This window comes from Rossellomorea aquimaris, from assembly GCF_003315075.1.
GTDB lineage: Bacteria > Bacillota > Bacilli > Bacillales > Bacillaceae_B > Rossellomorea > Rossellomorea aquimaris_C.
The window spans coordinates 25508-46637 of record NZ_QNRJ01000003.1 but is presented as its reverse complement, the minus strand read 5'-3'; the positions used below and the strand labels follow the sequence as shown (position 1 = coordinate 46637).

Here is a 21130-nt window from a genome sequence, read left to right as displayed (position 1 = left end):
CACCCCTTACAGTTGTGGTCTTTTTGTATGGAAGTCTGTAGCTTGCTCGAACGCATGAGCTACGCGATAAATCGTGCTTTCGTCAAAATGCTTTCCGATGATTTGCAATCCAAGTGGCAATCCAGTTGAAGAGAATCCACAAGGTACAGAGATTCCCGGTACACCTGCTAGGTTTACTGGAATCGTTAAAATATCGTTTGCATACATCGTTAATGGATCATCGATTTTTTCTCCAATTTTGAAAGCCGGAGTAGGTGTTGTTGGTCCAATAATGACATCATATTTAGCAAATACATCTTCAAAATCTTTCTTGATCAGTGTACGTGCCTGCTGTGCTTTTTTGTAGTAAGCATCATAGTATCCGGAACTAAGTGCAAATGTTCCAAGCATAATACGACGCTTCACTTCATCCCCGAATCCTTCTGCACGGGTTTTCTTGTAAAGATCAAGAAGGTTTTCTGCGTTCGGAGTGCGGTAACCGTAACGGACACCATCGAAACGCGCAAGGTTGGCAGATGCTTCAGACGATGCTAACAGGTAGTATGTTGAAACACCGAATTTAGAATGAGGAAGAGAAACTTCTTCCCATGTCGCTCCCATGCCTTCCAACACTTTCAATGAAGCAAGCACGGACTGACGGGCTTCTTCGCCGACACCTTCTCCTAAATATTCTTTCGGCACAGCAATCTTCAAGCCTTTCACATCGCCTGTCAGAGCCGCCGCGTAGTTCGGAACCTCAACATTCGCTGAAGTAGAATCATTCGGATCAAGACCAGCGATCGCTTGCAATAAGTAGGCATTATCTTCTACGTTACGAGTGATCGGCCCGATTTGATCCAGAGAAGAAGCGAATGCTACAAGACCGAAACGGGATACACGTCCGTACGTTGGTTTTAAACCGACAGTACCCGTGAATGCTGCTGGCTGGCGAATCGATCCACCTGTATCAGAACCCAATGAGAAAGGTACTTCCCCTGCTGCTACGGATGCTGCTGAACCACCTGAAGATCCACCGGGAACCGTTTCAAGATTCCATGGATTGCTCGTTTTCTGGAAACCGGAGTTCTCAGTAGATGAACCCATCGCGAACTCATCCATATTCAGTTTTCCGATCGTAATCGTGTCGGCACTATGTAATTTATTGATAACCGTCGCATCATAAATCGGATTGAAGTTTTCAAGGATTTTACTGGCACATGTTGTACGAAGTCCTTTTGTGACGATATTATCCTTAATCCCGATCGGCATTCCGAAAAGCAGACCTTTGCTTTCGTCTGTACCAAGCTTTGCATCCATTTCTTTCGCTTTACTGCGGGCATTTTCTTCATCTAATGTTAAAAATGCTTTTACTTTATCTTCAACGGCATCAATACGTTTGTATGATTCGTCTACAAGATCTGTGACAGATACTTCTTTCTTATGTAAAAGCTCATGAAGCTCTGATAATTTATGGTCAAATAATGACATGAGGTCCCCTCCTTAGTCCAAGATCGATGGAACGCGTACTTGTCCATCTTGTTTGTCTGGTGCGTTCTTTAATACTTCTTCACGTGGCAGTCCTTCAACAGGCTTATCTTCACGCATAACGTTCTTCATATCCAACACATGACTCGTTGCTTCCACATTTGAAGTATCCAATTCATTCAGCTGCTCGGCAAACCCGATAATCGCATCTAATTGAGTTGTAAACTTTTTCGCTTCATCCTCTGTGATGGCTAGTCGTGCAAGGTGGGCAACATGCTTTACTTGCTCTTCAGAAATTCTAGTCATCTTCTTCACCTCCGTATATGTTCGAACACTCACAATACTATTGATAATACCAAAATTCGCTTCATTAAAGCAACTATGATAAGAGATAACGATGGTTAAGAGCATGGATGATTCTTGTCCATACCTCCATTCATTCTACCACGAATCGGTGAGGGTATGTGCCATTTTGTGAGGGACGGACCTTGGGTGGGGGGTTCTCTGTATGGTCTCCAAGAAGAATCGAGGATGCAAGATGGTAGAAATCGAGGAGTTGGACACAATTTCGGGAGGTTTTTCAAAGGTGAAAACTGGTTCATTTGTGTATGGTTTGTTTGAGGTAGGGATTATAAGTCGATTAAGTGGCCAATCCCAAAAATCGGCTCTCCTTCGAGGGAGAATCATGCGGGATTTCAAATAATCGTGCAGGATGTCGAATTTTCTTTATTAGCTTCTTATAATTGATACTCATCCTTCATCTCAAGCTTCCAACTATGGCAACAGGATGAGGCTCGGTTCCTTAAAACAGCGTATCTTTGGTTTTCGGTCCCCTTATTGATGATATTGCTTATGTGAAACAGACTTTATTGAGCGGTACTTGCAAATTGATGGAAGAAGGGCTGTCCACGTGGACCAATGCGTAAGGGATTGCGTCGTTTTAGGCTTTGATTGCGTCTTTTTCCGGATAATTGCGTCATTTTAGGCTTCCATTGCGTCTTTTTCCAGATAATTGCGTCTTCATCCTTATAATTGCGTCGTTTTCACACCTGATTGCGTCTTTATCCTTATAATTGCGTCATTCCCCATATAATGGATAAACTTTCATTCTCTCCTCCCCATTAAAGGATTTCTCATCCACAAAACCGAACCTATAAAAAGAGGTGATTCCATGAAAATTTACAGTTTCAAACAAAATACCGGTAAATCCATTCAAAAATTCAACAGCCAACACGTGAGCATCCATCCATTATTAAAGCCTGATGAGCCATTTCAGATCGGTTACTTTTATTTAGAAGCAAACAGCGTACTGGGAATGCATCCCGCCATGTGCGATCAGCTTCTGATGATCACGTCGGGAAGTGGATGGGTGAGAGTCGAAGGGGAAGAAAAGATCGTAGTGGAACCAGGAATGGCCGTCTTTTGGGAGGAAGGGGAAATGCACGAATCCGGATCTGAGGACGGAATGACTGCAATTGTTGCAGAAGGTAGCAGACTCGACCCCGAGCGATATCTCCCTACCAACTAATGCATTCCATTTGCTTCCTCTCCTCCAATTGATTACCTTTAAACAGAGTATATAAAATGAGAGGATTTTCAACATGCATCCTATTCTATTAGCCTTTGTCGTCGGAGTCGCGGGCGGCGGGGTATTCACGCTGCTTCACCTCCCCCTGTCCTGGCTCCTCGGTTCCATGATTTCCATCTTTTTCGTTAATAAATGGACAAAGCTTGATTTAGCGTGGCCGTCTTATTTCAGGGATATTGGATTAATCATTGTAGGCTATGCCATTGGTCAATCCTTTAGTCAGGAAACCATGATTGAAATCGTCACCCAGCTCCCTTCCATGCTGACGATGACGATTGCCATCATTGTCTTCAGTATGGTACTTGCTTATATTACTTCTAAAATGACGGGGATCGGTCTGTCCTCAACCATTACAGGGAGTATACCTGGCGGGCTTTCTCAAATGGTGGCTCTTGGAGAAGAGATGAAGAATATAGACTTAACGGTTGTGACAATCCTGCAGGTGATCCGTTTATTATCGGTCATCTTTGTTGTACCGTTTCTGGTGTTCAGCCCTCTTTTTAAAAGCGGTGGTGGATCCGGTTCCGGGAATGCGTTACCACCCTTCGAAGTCCCCTCATTCCAGTGGGTCTTCATCCTATTCTTCATCATTGCCATTCTATCAGGGATTGTGGCTAAAAGAATCCATTTACCCACCCCGGCGATGCTAGGACCGATATTAGTCATCGGCGGCTTCATGGTGGCGGGGTTTTCTGTACCCCACATGCCCGATCCATTGATCATTCTGGCTCAATTATCCCTGGGCATATATTTTAGTTTCATGATGAATTTCTCTTCATCTAAAGAGTTGTCCAAGTTCATCCTTTGGTCTTTATTTACTTCCCTCTGCCTGCTATTATGCTGCGCGGGCCTAAGCTTAGTATTAAGTCGCTGGCATGACATTACATTCCTGACTGCCTTTATCAGCCTGGCTCCGGGGGGAATGGCTGAAATGGCCTTGGTGGGACAAGCCGTCAACGCAGACCTTTCCATCATTACCGGATATCACTTGTTTCGGATATTGTTTATTCTGTTTATCATACCAGCGAGTTTGAAAGGACTGTTTAAGCTCTCTTTCTTTCAAAAGGGCCAACAGTATTAGAAAAGCTTGTTTTTAATCGATGAAAATAGGCTTTTCTTTGGCTTTTGCTTCGTTTTGGCTTCAGAGGTCTTTTCACTTTTTTTCTTCACATAGATTTCCTCTTGATCAACGGCATGATCATAAGCGAGGACGAGGCCAATATCGGTTTCGATTTCCTTATTTGTCACCATTGAAAACGAGACATGATACGTATCAGCGAGCTTGATGTACTTAGATAAGTAGGAGTAGCTCATATTACCATTTAATAAAAGCTTCGCCTCTGGATGTTTCTTCAGGCTTTCCTGAACTTCCTTGTACACACCCTTTTCCCTTACCTGACTCTGAGTCAGGGCAATGACGATTCGTTCCCGCAAGCTCCCGAGAAACCTTCTTCTTTCATCAGGCTTCGTTTGCTTCTGACCATATATTCCATTATCCAGGTAATCATCAATCGTTGGTTTACTCAAAACCACAAGCACCTCCAAAACGGTCTAATTACAGTTTCTCCTACACTATATGTTTACATGTGTTTGTTTGGTTCAGTACTATTTTCTCTTATGGAAATGCTTTCAGGCAACTAAAAGGTCCGCTTCCATCCAGAAGCGGACCTTTTGGCTTTAAACAAATAGTGATTGCAGTATGGCCTTCTGTACATGTAATCGATTCTCCGCTTGCTGAAATACGGCAGAACATGGCCCGTCTATGACAGCCGCTGTCACTTCTTCTTCACGGTGTGCCGGAAGACAATGGAGAAATTTCACTTCGGGTGCAGCATGCTGAAGCAGCTGTTCATTCACTTGATAAGGCTTGAAGTCTTTAAGACGCTTACTCGCTTCATCCTCCTGCCCCATGCTTGCCCATACATCGGTGTATACGATATCCGCATTCTTTACCGCTTCAACCGGATCGTAAGAAAGCGTAAAGCTGCCGCCGTTCACTCCGGCAATCTCCACCGTCTTCCCGACAATCTCTTTAGCCGGTTCATAGCCATCAGGACAAGAAACGACTACGTCCATTCCAAGGTTCGCACAAAGAATCATAAAGGAGTGTGCCACATTATTCCCGTCCCCTATATACACAACCTTCAATCCTTCCAGCGTTCCCTTCAGCTCCAAAATCGTGAGAACATCCGCCAATGCCTGACAAGGATGGTACGTATCACAAAGCCCGTTGATGACTGGAACATCCGCGTATTGGGCCAGTTCTGTAACTTTCTGAGTTTCAAACGTACGGATCATGATGCCATCCACATAAGAAGAAAGGACCCGTGCCGTATCTGCGATCGACTCTCCTCTACCCAGCTGTATATCACGGGCATTCAGGTAGATGGCATGACCTCCCATCTGGAGCATTCCCGCTTCAAAAGAGACACGGGTTCTTGTGGACGACTTCTCAAAGATCATACCAAGGGTTTTCCCTTCCAACGCCTTTGAATAAGGATTTTTCTTCAAGTACTGTGCCAGTGATAAGAGCTCATGTACCTCTTCCGTTGTGTAATCCAACCACGTGACAAGATCTCTCCCTTTCAAGGAAACCAGCGACGTAGCAACATTTGTATTCATCATACTCTGCTCACTCCCTGTACGGATTTTGATGGTGCCAATGGAATGGGGTTCACTTTATTCACTTTCATACTTCGAATAAAGGCCAATAAGGTCTCTGCTTCCGTTAAAACGGTGACCCCTGCTTCTAATGCAGCAATTCTTCTCTTCTTCATTTCAACCGTTTCTTCATGACTGAAATACACAGTGGCATTGCTTGTTTCAACCCAGTCACTAAACGAAGTTTCCGTAGAAGTCTGATACTGTTTTAATTCTTTCTGGTCACTATCTATATAAACCGTCCCACCAGTTTCTATAGCTTCATGCAACCCTTCAAATACTTTAAACAGGGCTTCTTCAACCGTCTTACCCAGACATAATCCTTCTCCCGTTGACTTCATATTGGCTCCGAGTGTTTGATCGATCTCCGGCAGGGCGTGTGATGAGAATACAGGATACTTCACTCCAACAACGTCTATTTCTTTAGGAGGGCTAAAGGCGTCTATCTTCAATGCCTCATCGCACATAAGGTCTGTGGCCATATCGATTAATGAGTAACCAAGAACCTTGCTGACCACCGGAACCGTCCGACTTGCTCTCGGGTTCACTTCCAACACGAATACCTCTTCACCCTGCAGCAAAAATTGAATATTCATGATCCCTTTGTAATGAAGGGAAGACACAATCTTCCGGGCGTAACCTTCAATCGTTCTCTTGATTTCAATTGACAAGGATTCAGAAGGAAAAATAGACATGCTGTCCCCTGAATGGACGCCTGCCCGTTCAATATGCTCCATGACTCCGGGAACATACACTCCGTCTCCATCCCCCACCAGGTCAACTTCCATTTCCTTACCTTCTTTAAATTCATCTATTAAAATAGGAAAGTACTCTTCATCCGCTTCCTGTATAAACCTCTCGATCTCGGGTGGTGTCGTTACCTTCACCATCCCTTTCCCTCCAATCACATAGGATGGACGGCAAAGAAGAGGAAAGGCTAAATGTTGTGCTACTTGTAATGCTTCCTCTTTACTGTGACAGATATCTCCTTTCACCCGGGGTATCTCCAGTCCATCCAGCAGTTGATAAAAACGTTCGCGATCCTCTACACGGTCAATGATATCTGAAGACGTCCCAAATAATCGGATGCCTTTCTTCTCTAGAATAGAAGCCAGGTTTAATGCCGTTTGTCCGCCGAATTGAACGAGTACGGTATCGACGTTCTCGTGCTGGATAATGGAAAGGACCGATTCTTTCGTAATAGGTTCAAAGTACAATCGATCTGCCGTCTCATAATCCGTGCTCACGGTTTCTGGGTTATTATTCACCATGATGGTGGTGTATCCATGCTCTTTCAATCGATGAATCGCCTTAACGGCACTGTAGTCAAACTCGACCCCCTGACCGATTCGAATCGGTCCCGCTCCAACAATCAGGACCTTCTTCTCCCCTTGTAACGGTTGAATCTCATTGTCCCCATAATAAGTGGAGTAGGCATAATTGGTGATCGCTTCGAATTCACCTGCACATGTATCCACCATTTTAAAGGCGGGCACAATTCCTTCCTCCATTCTCACTTTTTCAATGGACGCTTCCGGTTTCCCCATTAATCCCGCTATTGTTTTATCTTCAAAACGGAATTTCTTTGCTTCTTTCAAGAGATCAGAAGTGAAGTTGGACATTCTTAGTTTATTTTCCATGAATACTAAGTTACTCAAGATAGTCAAGAACAGCTTATCGATTCCTGTCTTTTCATGAAGAGTGTGAATCGAATGGCCTCTTCTCAACAATTCCAGCAGTTCAAAAAAGCGAAGATCCGTTGGTGTTCCAACCCTCTTTTCCAGTTCTTCATGAGATAAGCAGGCTAGTTCAGTCTTGACGTTCTCCAAGGACAGATCCAACGACTGAAGAGCTTTATGAAAAGCAGCCTCTAACGAACGCTCGATCGCCATCACTTCACCCGTTGCTTTCATTTTCGTTCCGAGCACTCGATTCGCCTCAGGAAATTTATCGAATGGCCATCTTGGAAACTTGACGACCACGTAATCAAGAGCAGGTTCAAAGCTTGCAAAAGTGGTTCTCGTCAGCGGATTGATGATTTCGTTCAATGTATAGCCGACAGCAAGCTTCACCGCTATTTTGGCGATGGGATAACCCGTTGCCTTCGATGCCAAAGCAGAAGATCTGCTCACCCGTGGGTTCACTTCAATTACATAGTACTGGTTACTGTCAGGGTCTAAAGCAAATTGTATATTGCATCCTCCCACCACTTCTAACGCACTGATAATATCAAACGCCGCTGTACGGAGCATATGAAACTCTTGATCTGTCAGGGTTTGGGACGGAGCGACGACGATGGAGTCACCCGTATGGACGCCAACAGGATCGAAATTTTCCATATTACAGACGGATATACAATTTCCTTTCGAATCTCTCATGACTTCATACTCAATCTCTTTGAACCCGGCAATGCTTTTTTCCACCAGTACTTGATGAATCGGACTCGCCTTTAACCCGGTTTGAACGAGTTTACTATATTCCTCCCTGGTTGAAGCGATACCGCCGCCTCTTCCACCCAATGTATAAGCCGGGCGTACAATGATCGGGAAGGAAATCCTTTCAGAAAAGAGTAGCGCCCCTTGAAGATCGTGTACGATAGCACTTTCTGCCGTTGGATGTCCCAATGTGTTCATCAAGTTTCGAAATTTCTCTCTGTCTTCCCCTTTTTGAATCGAATCCACAGAGGTACCAAGCAGTGTCACTTCATACTCCGCGAGAACTCCTCTTTCATCCAGCTCCACTGCAAGATTCAGAGCGGTTTGACCTCCAAGATTTGCGACGATTCCGTCGGGGCGTTCACTAGCGATAATGGCAGTTAATGTTTTGAGCGTTAAGGGCTCGCAGTACACTTTGTCAGCGTAGGTCGTATCCGTCATAATCGTCGCCGGATTATGATTCACGAGTATTACTTCATATCCTTCATCCTTCAGGGCAAGGCAGCCTTGTGTACCTGAATAATCAAACTCTGCTGCTTGCCCGATGATGATGGGACCTGATCCGATTATGAGGATTTTTTGAATACTGGAATCTTTAGGCATACATCTTCTCTCTCCCTGGTTGTTTAATCGTTTGATAGAATTGTTGGAATATCCACGAAGCATCTTCAGGACCCGGACGCGCTTCAGGATGAAATTGAACCGAAAAGATAGGCTTGCTTATATGTTGAAGCCCTTCAAGGGAACCGTCATTGACGTTTATAAAACGCGGTTCCAACCCGGTTCCTGTTAAACTGGCCCCGTTCACGACATAATTATGATTTTGTGATGTGATAAACACCTCTCCGGTTTGGTTATCGATGACAGGATGATTCGCCCCTCTATGACCGAATAATAGTCGTTCGGTATTTCCTCCGAGTGCCAGAGCGATTAATTGATGCCCTAGACAAATCCCGAGGGTCGGAAGCTCCATGATCTTTTCCTTCAGCTTGGGTAAAAGACTCATCATTTCTTTCGGATCTCCCGGACCGTTCGACAGCACCAATCCGTCAACGTTCATCTGATCCAGATGCTCAAGCTGATGATAGGGAATGACGGTAACAAGACAATCCATCTTTATCAGACTGGATAGAATCGATTTCTTCACACCGAAATCGACGACGGCTATATGCTTGTTTCCACTCCCCATCTTACGGATCTGAGAAAGGGCTACCTTTTCGATTTGGCCTGTGAGTTTCTCTTTTTCAGGAAGCACTTCTGTATAAGCTATACACGCATTTTGACTTCCAACATCACGGATCGCCTTCACTACCTGCCTCGTATCCACACCTGTCATGAAGGGAATCTTCCACTTCCCGAGATAATCTTTAAGGGAAGAAGTGGCATGATAATGGGAATACAACTCCGGTGATTGGAGCATGATGACTCCCTTCACCTGGGGCTGTGAGCTCTCGAAGTCATCTTCGTTCACGCCATATTGCCCGATGAGCGGATAGGTGAAAACAACGATTTGATCTTTATAGGAAGGATCGGTCAGTACTTCCTGGTATCCCGTCATCCCCGTAAAAAATACAATCTCACCCTGAACGGGATCTTCTTCATCCATTGTGACTTCTCCTATAAAGGTCTTTCCGTTTTCTAAACATAAGTAACCTGACATGAAACCGCCTCCTACATTTGAATATTTATATAATTTTAAGTATTTTTATACATTTATCCCTAAAAAAATCAGCAGACGCCAGCTGATTGATGCTGTTTTAGCGTGCCCACCAGTATGTGAAGTGCCTGATCGAGTTCGTCATAGGTGACCGTTAAAGGTGGTAATAGACGGATGACATGAGTACCTGCCGGAAGCGTCAATAATCCATTGATCCGTAGCTCATCGATGATTTTTTTTACTTCCATATCGAATTGAATGCCGATCATAAAGCCTATCCCTTTTACCTCTTTTACGCTCTGACATTCCTGTAGTTGATTCTTTAGCTCCTGCATAAAGTACTTGGATTTCCTTTGTACTTCTTGCAAGAATACTTCATCAACTATCGTTTCAAGAGTCGCTTTCGCTGCTGCCATCGCTAATGGATTGCCTCCGAATGTCGACCCGTGAGTTCCTGGTGAAAAGGAGGAAACAAGATCTTTTTTGCCCATCATCGCACCTACGGGAAAACCGCTTCCCAGTCCTTTAGCCGTCGTGACGATATCCGGCTGCAGGGAATAATGCTGATAAGCAAATGGAGCCCCCGTACGCCCGATCCCTGTTTGGACTTCATCGATAATGAGTAAAGCATCCATCTCCTTGCACTTCATTTCAACTGCCTGCAAAAAAGAAAGAGTACCAGGGTTCACCCCGCCTTCCCCTTGAACCACTTCCAACATGATGGCCGCAACGTCTTTTTCTTTCACGCCGGAAAGAGCCTGTTCATCGTTATAAGGAAGATAGTCAAAGGTTGGAACCAATGGACCGAAGCCGCTATGAATCTTCTCCTGCCCCGTTGCACTCATGGTCGCAAACGTCCGGCCATGAAACGATTGCTTGAAGGTCAGGATCTTCGTTTTCCCCGTGTGCTTTTTGGATAACTTAATCGCTGCTTCGTTCGCTTCAGCTCCACTATTACAGAAGAAGACTGAATTCAATCCGCTGGCGGAAGCAAGAAGTGAAGCTGCTTCTTCCTGCAGCGTAATCGGAAATAGGTTGGATACATGCCAAAGTTTATCCAACTGCTTTTCAAGAGCCTCTTTAACAACATGAGGAGAGTGACCTAAATTACAAACCGCTATACCTGAAATGAAATCCAAATAAGATTGCCCGTTTTGATCTTGAACAACCGTGCCGTTTCCTGAAACCAATTCAATATCCAACCGATTATAAGTAGGAAATAAATGACTCATACCGCCCCTCCTCCTCCTTCTGTTATACGTGTACCCAGCATTTCTCCATCTTGAATGATCGTGTCCTGACACCCGACGATCATGACTTCTTTAATATTAAGCTGCAGAACCGATAGCGCTGCCTGCACCTTTGGGATCATTCCGCCGTGGATGATTCCGGTTTCTATATAATGAAGGATTTCTTTCTTTGTTACACGTGAAACAATTTCCCCTTCTATTAAAATTCCGGGAACGTCTGTGACAAAGACCAGCTTCTCTACTTCCAGGGCTTCTGCTATGGCTGATGCAGCCAGGTCTGCATTCACATTTAGCTTTTCCCCCTTGTCTGTAGTGGCAAGGGGAGCGATAACAGGCACGTAGTTCAGCGAAAGCAGATTGTTTAACAGAGTAAGGTTAACCTCTTCCACTTTGCCAACATAACCCAGAGATCCTTCATCCAGGAGGCTGGCCTTTAACAAATGGGCATCGTACCCGCTTAATCCGATTGCGTTTATCCCTGCCAGATTAAGTTGATGTGTTAACTCGCTATTCACTTTGCCCTTTAACACCTGTTCAACGACTCCAAATACCTTCTTTGTCGTTTTTCGCTGACCATTGATGAAGGTGGATTCGATGGCCAGCTTGTTCAGCATCGCCGTAATCTCAGGGCCACCCCCGTGAACTAGTACTACATGGTAGTGCTTCTGAAGATCTTTTATACTTTCATAGAAAAGGGATGAGAGCTTAGATAGGACACTTCCTCCCAGTTTGATTGCAATCACTGGCTTATGTTCGATAACTTGCATTGATTTTGACGTAATCATACGTAAGATCGCACCCCCAGGCTTTTCCTTTTCCATCTCCACCATGCAACCCGACAGATATGATCACATGTTCCGCTTGCATATCCTGACTTACACTCTCTTCATTGAATGGCTGTGGAGTACCATTTGAAAACACGAGGGTTTCTCCAATATAAATGTCACATTGATGGGGATCGATCGTCACCTCACTGTGTCCCATGGCACCGACGATTCTTCCCCAGTTTGGATCCCCGCCAAAGAGTGCCGTTTTGACTAAATTGGAACCGACGATTTTTTTGGCTAAAATATTGGCGTCATGATGGGAGTGAGCCCCTTTAACGTTCACTTCCACGAGCTTGGTTGCTCCTTCACCATCCCTGGCAATTTGTTTGGCCAGATCTTGGCATACGTGAATGAACCCCTCTTGAAAGTGATGCCAATCAGGATGGCTTTCATGTAAAGTGTCGTGCTCTACCATCCCGTTTGCCATGGCAATGACCATGTCATTCGTAGACGTTTCGCCATCTACAGTGATTTGATTAAAGGATTGATCGATCGCTGTTTTAAGTGCTTTTTGCAGGAGGGTGGATGAAATCGATGCATCCGTTGTAATGAAGCCAAGCATCGTCGCCATATTCGGATGAATCATACCAGATCCCTTCGCACACCCTCCGATTGTGACTGTTTCTCCATCTATTTTCACGCTATAGCATGAAGTCTTTTCAATAAGATCCGTCGTTAGGATGGCCTGTTGAAAAGACTCTGCACTCTGCTCCGTCGAAGCAACCTCGATTTCGTTGCAGCCCTTTTCAATCTTCTCCATAGGAAGCCACTCACCAATGACTCCTGTCGAAGCAACGGCTACGTACTCTTCCGGAATTTGAAATCGTTTGGCCGTCCACTCCCTCGTTTGATAAGCATCTTTTAATCCTTGTTCACCCGTACAGGCATTTGCGATTGCACTGTTCACCACAACCACTTGCAGAGTGTGAGATTTCAAGATGCTTTCTTGCGTGACCTTTAGGGGAGCAGCTTGAAAGTGACTTTGCGTATAAACCGCTCCGACTTGTGCAGGCTTCTCACTGTAAATGACCCCGAAGTCTTTCTTTGCGTAACGAAGACCGGTGTGCATCCCCCCTGCCTTGTACCCGAGAGGTGAAAGAATCGTTCCTCCAGGAATGGGTTGAACAGCCTTTTCTTTTACTAGTTTCATTGATTCTCCTCCTCTTATGGATAAATTGGATAGTGATAGAGTCCCGTTGTTTCGTCTAAACCGAGCATCAGATTCATGTTTTGAACCGCTTGGCCGGCAGCTCCTTTTAGCAAGTTATCGATCACAGACACAATCGTCACCCGATTCGTCCGTGGATCTGCTTTTATCGCGATATCGCAAAAATTCGTGCCGAACACTTCTTTTGTACTTGGGAACTGCCCCACAGGACGGACCCTGATGAAGGGATGCTTCTCGTAATAGTCTTGGTAAATGTTGTGCAACTGTTCAGTGGTGTATGTGCTTTTTAATTCTGTATACATCGTAGCCATAATCCCACGGGTCATGGGAATAAGGTGAGTCGTAAAGGTAACGGGTCCCGCTTCCCTGTTCCACTCCTTCAATTGCTGTTCAATTTCAGGGGTGTGCTGGTGTTGATGAACCTTATAGATTCGTAGATTTTCCTGCGTCTCTGAAAAGTGACTGGATTGAGTCGCTTTTCTCCCCGCTCCCGATAATCCCGTTTTGGCATCGATAATGATGGAATGGGGTTCAACTAGCTCATGATGGAAAAGCGGAGCCAATCCTAGAAGGGTGGCTGTCGGAAAGCAGCCTGGGTTCGCGATCAGTTCCGCCTCTTGTATGGATTGTCGATTGCATTCAGTGAGACCATACACCGCTTTCTGTAAAGTATCTGAAGATGCTGATTCACCTTTGTACCACTCTTCGTATTCTTGAGGATTCTTCAAACGCAAGTCCCCGGAAAGATCGACCACTTTCGCCTTTTCACCGAGGAGCTTCTGAGATAATTCCTTCGATACACCGGAAGGAACAGCCAAAAAGACGAAATCAAGCTGCTTCATCTCCTCGATTCTGATAGGATTCACTACTTCATGTGACAGATCAAAGAGGTGTGGATATTGCTCTGCATAAGGTGCACCATCCAAATAAGATGAATACAAAATACAATTATCTACATTCGGATGATTCGATAACAACCGATGCAACTCCACTCCACCATAACCCGTACTACCAACGATACCAACATTCATAACTATTCACCACACAGATTAAATTTAAATTAGCTCTAATTATATGTATGTATATTAATAAAATCAATAGTATATTTATAAATAATTTCTATAAAGTTAAACTATTCACAAATTTACTTCGATAGTACTAGATTGCGGATCGCCTAAAAAAGGTCCGTCCCTCGGGGAATAGCAACCCCCGAGGGACGGACCTTCATTATATTTTTATTCAACTGGATTTATTAGAATTGAGCAGCCTCTGTAGACCCTTTAAGGGCTGTTGTAGAGGATGTTCCACCTGAGATCACCATCGATACTTCGTCAAAGTAGCCTGTTCCTACTTCACGCTGATGTCTCGTAGCTGAATAGCCATGCTTCTCGCTGGCAAATTCCGCTTCTTGAAGCTGGGAATATGCAGCCATCCCACGCTCTTTGTATCCTCTCGCAAGCTCGAACATGCTATGGTTCAGTGCATGGAATCCTGCAAGCGTGACGAACTGGAATTTATAGCCCATTTTCCCAAGCTCTTTCTGGAACTTAGCAATCGTTTCATCGTCCAGTTTCTTCTTCCAGTTAAAGGATGGTGAGCAGTTATACGCCAATAATTTCCCTGGATACTCAGCATGAATCGCCTCAGCAAATTGGCGGGCTTCCTCAAGGCTCGGTTCCGATGTTTCACACCACACAAGATCTGCATAAGGAGCATAAGCCAAGCCTCTTGCAATCGCCTGATCAAGGCCCGCCCTTGTACGGAAGAACCCTTCAGGAGTGCGTTCCCCTGTAATGAACTGCGCATCATACGGGTCCACATCGCTCGTGATTAAATCTGCTGCATTCGCATCTGTACGGGCTACGATTAATGTTGGCACACCCATTACATCCGCAGCCAGACGTGCAGAAATTAAATTCTTCACGGACGTTTGAGTAGGCAGTAATACTTTGCCTCCCAAGTGTCCGCACTTCTTCTCAGAAGAAAGCTGATCTTCAAAGTGGACGGCTGAAGCCCCTGCTTCGATCATACCCTTCATGAGTTCGAATACATTAAGCTGTCCGCCAAAGCCTGCTTCTGCATCGGCTACAATCGGGACAAACCAATCGATCGATTCATCACCTTCAACATAGTGAACCTGGTCAGCACGCTGTAAGGCTTGATTGATTCTCTTTACGACGGATGGTACAGAGTTCGCAGGATACAAGCTTTGATCGGGATACATCTGCCCGGCCAGGTTGGCATCCGCCGCTACCTGCCACCCGCTTAAGTAGATTGCTTTCAGACCGGCTCTCACTTGTTGGACAGCCTGATTTCCAGTCAAGGCACCAAGGGCATTGATATAGTCTTCTTTATGAAGCAGATTCCATAGCTTTTCAGATCCGTGTCGGGCAAGGGTATGCTCAATATCGATTGATCCTCTTAAACGAATAACATCCTCAGCCGAATAAGGTCGGGATACTCCCTTCCATCTTTGATCCATTTCCCAATTCTCTTGCAGTGCGTTTACGCGTTCGTTATTTGCTTTTACCATTGATAATCTCTCCCTTTTGTTTGTTTATTGGTTTTGAATTTCTATAAGAATCAAGCGAATTTCTTTGGTGAATTTCTATTTATCCGACGTGCAGTTAGTTTGTGAGGTCCGTCCCTCCAATCACTGCAGCGGTAATTCGTTAAAGTGTTTAAGCTTGTGTCTTCAACCTATTTTGCTTTGTTGATGCTTTTTGCAGGTCCGTCCCTCTAAAGGATTCGGTAGCCAGGGATGGTGAGGAAGTCTGTGAATTGGTCGTTCTGGATGAGTTGGTCGAATAGTTGGACGGCTTCTGAGAACCGGCGCTCTTTGTACAGTTGTTCTCCCATTTGGCTTTTGAGTTTGGTTAGTTCTTCTTGCTTTAGTTGTTCATAGAGATCGATGGTGATGTTCCGGCCGTCGTCAAGAACTCCTTTGGGATGACGGATCCATTGCCATAGCTGAGCCCGGGAAATTTCAGCCGTTGCCACGTCTTCCATTAAGTTGTGGATCGGTGCTGCTCCTTGGCCGCTCAGCCAGGAAGATATATATTGAATTCCGACGTTAATATTTAAGCGGACACCTTCTTCTGTTATCGTCCCTTGAGGAACTTCAAGAAGCTCCTGCTCTGACACGCTTAGATCATCTAATGTTTTCTCTGCAATTTGATTATCATTTTTCATTTCCTGATTGAAAACGTCCATGGCAACAGGTACGAGACCAGGATGAGCTACCCATGTGCCATCATGACCATCCCGCGCTTCTCTTTCTTTATCTGCTCTCACCTTGTTAAATGCTTCTTCGTTTTTAACAGGATCGTTTTTAACAGGGATCTGCGCCGCCATTCCTCCGATTGCAGGAGCTCCCCTTCTGTGACAGGTCTTTATCGTGAGCAAGGAATACGATCTCATAAAGGGTGCTGTCATCGAAACCGTTGAACGGTCAGGTAGGATCACATCCTCTTGCTCCCGGAGTTTTTTAATATAGCTGAAAATATAATCCCATCTTCCACAGTTCAATCCTGCTGAATGCTCCTTTAGTTCATAAAGGATTTCATCCATTTCAAATGCCGCTGTGATGGTTTCTATCAGGACTGTTGCTTTGATCGTCTCTTGAGGAATTCCGATATATTCCTGTGCAAATATAAACACATCATTCCAGAAGCGCGCTTCCAGGTGACTTTCTAATTTAGGTAAGTAAAAATAAGGACCTTTGTTCGTTGAGGTTAAATGAGTTGCATTATGAAAAAAGAATAAACCAAAGTCGACAAGGCTTGCTGATATTGATTTCCCATCCAGTTCGATATGTTTCTCTTCCAGATGTAAGCCTCTGGGCCGAACAATTAATACGGCATGTTCTTCTTTTAATTCATAACGCTTCCCATTCGGATTCGTGAAGTCTATTGTTTGATGTACTGCATCTCTGAGGTTGATTTGTCCTTCTATGAGGTTCGTCCATGTAGGTGAAGTGGCATCTTCAAAACATGCCATAAAACATTTTGCACCAGAGTTCAATGCGTTGATGACCATTTTACGGTCAACAGGTCCAGTGATCTCCACCCTTCTATCTTGTAAAGCTTGAGGAATCGGACTCACTTTCCATTCACTTTGTCGAATCGATTCTGTTTCAGGCAAGAAGCGAGGAAGCTCTCCTCCATTGATCCTTTCCTGCTGTTTCTCTCTGTTGTGTAACAGCTCTTTCCGCTTTGCTCCGAATCGGCGCTCCAGTTGTTCTAAAAACTGCAATGCTTTCTGGGATAAAATTTCATCAAAGCCTGGTTGAAGTTCCCCAGTTACCTTGATACCAACCATTTTAGTAGACATTGAACACCATCACTCCTTAGCAGTATTAAACAAATCTTTATTGTTATAATACAGATTATTTATCATGTTTGTATTATATAACAGACTATTTAAATTTGGAACAACTTTCTGAAAATTTTCTTTCGACAAATTTCGCAACACTATCAAGAAGGACATATATCACAAATCTCTTCTAATGTAAAAAAGAAAACATAACAAAAAAAGAGGTCCGTCCCTCAGCCACTGTGAAGTGACGAGGGACGGACCTCTTTTCGATATTGAAATTATTTTACGATGTCTTTGGCAACAGCTTCGTCGAATTCAGCTTGGATTTCAGCACTTGGTTGTGGTCCAACCTTACTGAAGATCACGATTGCCAGCATAGCAAGGAAGAATCCTGGAACAATTTCATACAGTTCGAATGGAATAACTCCAGCTACAGTCAGCTGTTTCCAAACGACAACTGTTACAGCACCAGTGATCATACCAGCCAATGCACCGTTTCGTGTCATACCTTTCCAGTATAGAGACAACAGGACGATCGGTCCGAATGCGGCACCGAATCCACCCCATGCGTAACTTACCAGATCGAGAATCTTCGTACCTCCGCCATTCGCAGGGTTCCCTTGAATAGCAAGCATGATCGCAATGAATGCGATTAGCAGCACTCCGATACGACCTACCCATACAAGTTCGTTGTCAGAAGCATTCTTACGGATGATCGCTTTATAGAAATCCTCCGCTAATGCACTGGATGAAACGAGTAATTGGGAATCGATTGTACTCATGATAGCAGATAGAATCGCTGCTAACAGAATTCCGGATACCCATGGGTTGAATAAGACGTCTGTGAAGAAGATAAATACTTTCTCAGAATTATCAACATCACCTGTGATCAACGGCATATCAGCGAAATAGGCGATACCGGAGAAACCAACCAGTACAGCACCAATCATTGATAATGTCATCCAGCTCATACCAATCCAGCGTGCCTTTGGTACATCTTTGGTGGATTTAAGTGCCATAAAGCGGGTGATGATATGCGGCTGACCGAAGTAACCAAGTCCCCAAGCAAGGAGTGAAACGACTCCAATACCCGTCATCGTGTTCATTGTATCAAGATTTGCCGCGTCAACAGAACGAACAGCATCAACTGTAGCATTCCATCCACCCAGCTCTGTAATAGCAACGATTGGTGTAATGATTAGCGCAAGGAACATGAGAATACCTTGTACGAAGTCAGTCCAACTTACTGCTAAGAATCCTCCAAGGAATGTGTAAGAGATGATTACAGTGGCACCAATCCAAAGTGATTGATTGTAAGACATCCCAAACGTTTCCTGGAATAATAACGCTCCGCCTACAAGACCTGAAGATGTGTAGAAGGTAAAGAATACCAAAATGATAACTGCTGAAATGACACGAAGGAGACGGGAACCATCTCTAAAACGATTTTCAAAGAAGTCCGGAACCGTGATAGAATCGTTTGCAACCTCCGTGTAAGCACGTAGTCTTGAAGCGACGAATCTCCAGTTTAAATAAGCACCAATTACTAACCCAATACTTAACCAGATCGAACCTAAACCAATTGCATAAGCAAGGCCAGGAAGTCCCAGTAATAACCATGAACTCATATCTGAAGCACCAGCACTTAACGCTGCTACCCCCGGTCCTAAACTACGTCCTCCAAGAACGTAATCCGATAAATTACTTGTTAATTTGTAAGAAATAATACCGATTGCGAGCATTCCAACTAAATATACGATAAAGGTGACTAAAGTAGCTATATCCATTGTGTAGTTAGCATTCTCCTTTCAATAAATTTGTATTGCTTTTCGTTAGGTGCTTAATCTAACTTTCGACCCATGCTAAAAGACATCTCAAATTGTAAATCCAACAGTTCTTTACCCCATGCATACGGGTTGTAAACTTATTCACTCAATAATGTTTGAAAAAGTTTATTCTGCGAAGCGACGTTCCGTAACAAGTTCACAACGTTATTAATACTAACATACATTCATAACGTTAACAGACAGAATATTCTAAATACATTTACCTATATGAATAATTATTCATATAAATTGCATATATTTTTATGAAAGCGCTTTTTTAGCTATATCTATTCATAAAAATTTATAAAATTAAGTTACTTTTTGTTCACAAATCTGTTTCATTTACTGGTTTTCACTAACGTTAGCCTCATTATTTTGCAACAAATGATACATTCATATACATGAAGAGAACTGGGGGAATAGAAAATTTTCTGGATGGGTCCTTGAAACGGGTATACAGTTTATGTCATTCCTCTGTAAAAGCCAAATAAAAAAGCCTGAGATACCCCAAGCTTTTTACCGATTACACTTTGTTCTCTAATTCCTTCACTCTCTTTTCTAATTTTTTGTTTTGTTCAAGAAGGATCATGACGATCGAGAAAGCCCCTCCAGCTATAACAAGTGCGATGATTTCCATCAGTCTTCCACCTTTCCTTGTTTTTGTTTTTAATCTATATATGGATTACGGATATCCGTGACATTTGGTTTCATTTTTTGGACATCTCTACAGTCCTATCCTCCAAAAAAAAAAGAACTAACCCATAAGATTAGTCCCTCTTCTCTTCTATTCGTAAATGTGCAAATATGTTTCTTTACTGCCAGGCTTTTTCACAATCAGGGCTTCCGGTCCATAGGATGATGACACGAGGAGTTCCACGTCCCAGGTGTCTGGCGTCTGCTTGCTGACCATGTCGGAAAGATGCTGGGCAAATCCGATGGTTTCTGCTTTTCCTTGGAAGGACAGGGCTACCTCGAATTTCATATTGGACAGTTTCTGGTTCTGATAGAGTGCTTGTCCCGTCAGACCCGTGTAAACAGGAAAGTATTTTTCGATATCCGTTTTCAGCTCGTTAAATACTTTGTAATCGTTTGGATGATTATCCTGGGCTTCCGGAGAAGGGAATAAGTAGAATTCTTCATTAATTCCTTCCCAGTTTTGGATGCTGCTTTCGTTTGCTTCAACGGTTGTGTAGGCGAAGAAGTGACCAGGGACGACCTGTTCTTTTGGAGCCTGTTTATAAAGTGAGATCATGATCGGAACGTTTTGAAGCTCTTTTTTCTGACGAAGACGATTGAGGACTTCGTCGGCAATTCTCGCTCCTTGTTCCTTTAAGACTTCATTGCTAATGTTTTTTACTGTTCTTGTTCCAGATGAGAGATTGGTTTCGTACTGAACCGAATTCAATGATAGAGCGATGGCTACTCCACCCAGATGAACCTTGTTGTCTTCTTTTTTCATCAAGTAATTATGTTCAATCACATGGGCTAAGTAGATCGGTGCATTCTCACCTTCCGTCTGGACGGGATTCAGCCCCACATTCTCAGATTCTTGAAGTCCTTTTTCTTTCAGCTGTTCACTTGTATATTTTCGTTGAAGCCAGCTATCAACTGTTTTCTTTGTGAGGAATTGTCCCTCTTTGAAAAAATATTCATCCGTTGAGAAACGATTTTGGGCTACCCTCAATAAGCCCGTTTCGATTTCATTAATATCATATCTTGATCCTAAATCATTGACGACGACTCCACGGGTTTTACTCGTTTCATATGGAAGCATCGTCTTATAGTATTCCTTGGATATCTGGAAGCTTGGAATGATCGCTTTTTTTGCTTCGCTATCTTGATTTTCCTGAACGACCTGATCCTGCTTTTCAAATGTCGGAGCACAGCCCCCTAGTAACAATAGTGCGGAGAGAGCGACCGAAATCCCTTTTTTCATT

The 21130-nt window shown here is 43.9% G+C and carries 16 protein-coding genes; 2 read left to right on the top strand and 14 right to left on the bottom strand.

The window, feature by feature from the left end; all coding sequences use genetic code 11:
- Nucleotides 1–6: 6 nt before the first annotated feature.
- On the bottom strand, nt 7–1467 hold the full coding sequence (gene gatA, locus DET59_RS04960) for an Asp-tRNA(Asn)/Glu-tRNA(Gln) amidotransferase subunit GatA (RefSeq protein ID WP_113968511.1): 1461 nt from the start codon (nt 1465–1467) through the stop codon (nt 7–9).
- Between the two features lie 12 nt (nt 1468–1479).
- The gene (gene gatC, locus DET59_RS04955) at nt 1480–1770 is read right to left on the bottom strand and encodes an Asp-tRNA(Asn)/Glu-tRNA(Gln) amidotransferase subunit GatC (protein WP_113968770.1); all 291 of its coding nucleotides are present in this window, start codon (nt 1768–1770) and stop codon (nt 1480–1482) included.
- Between the two features lie 865 nt (nt 1771–2635).
- Here gatC and DET59_RS04945 point away from each other — a divergent pair.
- Together DET59_RS04945 and DET59_RS04940 are read left to right on the top strand one after the other, a co-directional pair.
- The gene (locus DET59_RS04945) at nt 2636–2992 is read left to right on the top strand and encodes a cupin domain-containing protein (protein WP_113968509.1); all 357 of its coding nucleotides are present in this window, start codon (nt 2636–2638) and stop codon (nt 2990–2992) included.
- Nucleotides 2993–3065: 73 nt separating this feature from the next.
- The gene (locus tag DET59_RS04940) at nt 3066–4133 is read left to right on the top strand and encodes an AbrB family transcriptional regulator (RefSeq protein WP_113968508.1); all 1068 of its coding nucleotides are present in this window, start codon (nt 3066–3068) and stop codon (nt 4131–4133) included.
- Here the strand turns inward: DET59_RS04940 and DET59_RS04935 are convergent.
- From DET59_RS04935 to DET59_RS04880, 12 genes are all read right to left on the bottom strand, one after another.
- Complete coding sequence (locus DET59_RS04935) at nt 4130–4579, bottom strand: YueI family protein (RefSeq protein WP_113968769.1); 450 nt, start codon at nt 4577–4579, stop codon at nt 4130–4132. The two genes, DET59_RS04940 and DET59_RS04935, sit on opposite strands and share 4 nt — an antisense overlap.
- 150 nt (nt 4580–4729) lie before the next feature.
- Nucleotides 4730–5677, bottom strand: coding sequence for an ornithine carbamoyltransferase (gene argF / locus DET59_RS04930; protein WP_113968507.1), 948 nt, complete (start codon nt 5675–5677; stop codon nt 4730–4732).
- A complete protein-coding gene (locus DET59_RS04925; protein WP_113968506.1) occupies nt 5674–8751 on the bottom strand; it encodes a carbamoyl phosphate synthase large subunit in 3078 nt (1025 codons plus the stop codon). The genes argF and DET59_RS04925 overlap by 4 nt, the downstream gene beginning before the upstream one ends.
- Nucleotides 8744–9808, bottom strand: a complete 1065-nt coding sequence (locus tag DET59_RS04920; protein ID WP_113968505.1) for a carbamoyl phosphate synthase small subunit — start codon at nt 9806–9808, stop codon at nt 8744–8746. Before DET59_RS04920 ends, DET59_RS04925 begins: the two co-directional genes overlap by 8 nt.
- A 68-nt stretch (nt 9809–9876) precedes the next feature.
- Nucleotides 9877–11037, bottom strand: a complete 1161-nt coding sequence (locus tag DET59_RS04915; RefSeq protein ID WP_113968504.1) for an acetylornithine transaminase — start codon at nt 11035–11037, stop codon at nt 9877–9879.
- Entirely contained in the window at nt 11034–11840 is an 807-nt protein-coding gene (argB, locus tag DET59_RS04910; RefSeq protein ID WP_258549572.1) for an acetylglutamate kinase, read from the bottom strand. Before argB ends, DET59_RS04915 begins: the two co-directional genes overlap by 4 nt.
- The gene (gene argJ, locus DET59_RS04905; protein ID WP_113968502.1) at nt 11803–13032 is read right to left on the bottom strand and encodes a bifunctional ornithine acetyltransferase/N-acetylglutamate synthase; all 1230 of its coding nucleotides are present in this window, start codon (nt 13030–13032) and stop codon (nt 11803–11805) included. The genes argB and argJ overlap by 38 nt, the downstream gene beginning before the upstream one ends.
- A gap of 14 nt (nt 13033–13046) precedes the next feature.
- Nucleotides 13047–14081, bottom strand: a complete 1035-nt coding sequence (argC, locus tag DET59_RS04900; protein WP_113968501.1) for an N-acetyl-gamma-glutamyl-phosphate reductase — start codon at nt 14079–14081, stop codon at nt 13047–13049.
- A 221-nt stretch (nt 14082–14302) separates the two neighbouring features.
- Complete coding sequence (aceA, locus tag DET59_RS04895; RefSeq protein WP_113968500.1) at nt 14303–15583, bottom strand: isocitrate lyase; 1281 nt, start codon at nt 15581–15583, stop codon at nt 14303–14305.
- A gap of 206 nt (nt 15584–15789) precedes the next feature.
- A complete protein-coding gene (gene aceB / locus DET59_RS04890; RefSeq protein WP_113968499.1) occupies nt 15790–17382 on the bottom strand; it encodes a malate synthase A in 1593 nt (530 codons plus the stop codon).
- Nucleotides 17383–17645: 263 nt separating this feature from the next.
- Nucleotides 17646–19154, bottom strand: a complete 1509-nt coding sequence (gene putP, locus DET59_RS04885; RefSeq protein ID WP_113968498.1) for a sodium/proline symporter PutP — start codon at nt 19152–19154, stop codon at nt 17646–17648.
- An 823-nt stretch (nt 19155–19977) separates the two neighbouring features.
- Nucleotides 19978–21129 (bottom strand): CamS family sex pheromone protein, encoded by a 1152-nt coding sequence (locus tag DET59_RS04880; protein ID WP_113968497.1) that lies wholly within the window; start codon nt 21127–21129, stop codon nt 19978–19980.
- Nucleotide 21130: the final 1 nt, after the last annotated feature.

Coding starts and splice junctions, on each gene's coding strand:
- gatA (WP_113968511.1), bottom strand. CDS start 1,467: ATGTCATTATTTGACCATAAATTATCAGAGCTTCATGAGCTTTTACAT.
- gatC (WP_113968770.1), bottom strand. CDS start 1,770: ATGACTAGAATTTCTGAAGAGCAAGTAAAGCATGTTGCCCACCTTGCA.
- DET59_RS04945 (WP_113968509.1), top strand. CDS start 2,636: ATGAAAATTTACAGTTTCAAACAAAATACCGGTAAATCCATTCAAAAA.
- DET59_RS04940 (WP_113968508.1), top strand. CDS start 3,066: ATGCATCCTATTCTATTAGCCTTTGTCGTCGGAGTCGCGGGCGGCGGG.
- argF (WP_113968507.1), bottom strand. CDS start 5,677: ATGATGAATACAAATGTTGCTACGTCGCTGGTTTCCTTGAAAGGGAGA.
- DET59_RS04925 (WP_113968506.1), bottom strand. CDS start 8,751: ATGCCTAAAGATTCCAGTATTCAAAAAATCCTCATAATCGGATCAGGT.
- DET59_RS04920 (WP_113968505.1), bottom strand. CDS start 9,808: ATGTCAGGTTACTTATGTTTAGAAAACGGAAAGACCTTTATAGGAGAA.
- DET59_RS04915 (WP_113968504.1), bottom strand. CDS start 11,037: ATGAGTCATTTATTTCCTACTTATAATCGGTTGGATATTGAATTGGTT.
- argB (WP_258549572.1), bottom strand. CDS start 11,840: ATGATTACGTCAAAATCAATGCAAGTTATCGAACATAAGCCAGTGATT.
- argJ (WP_113968502.1), bottom strand. CDS start 13,032: ATGAAACTAGTAAAAGAAAAGGCTGTTCAACCCATTCCTGGAGGAACG.
- argC (WP_113968501.1), bottom strand. CDS start 14,081: ATGAATGTTGGTATCGTTGGTAGTACGGGTTATGGTGGAGTGGAGTTG.
- aceA (WP_113968500.1), bottom strand. CDS start 15,583: ATGGTAAAAGCAAATAACGAACGCGTAAACGCACTGCAAGAGAATTGG.
- aceB (WP_113968499.1), bottom strand. CDS start 17,382: ATGTCTACTAAAATGGTTGGTATCAAGGTAACTGGGGAACTTCAACCA.
- putP (WP_113968498.1), bottom strand. CDS start 19,154: ATGGATATAGCTACTTTAGTCACCTTTATCGTATATTTAGTTGGAATG.
- DET59_RS04880 (WP_113968497.1), bottom strand. CDS start 21,129: ATGAAAAAAGGGATTTCGGTCGCTCTCTCCGCACTATTGTTACTAGGG.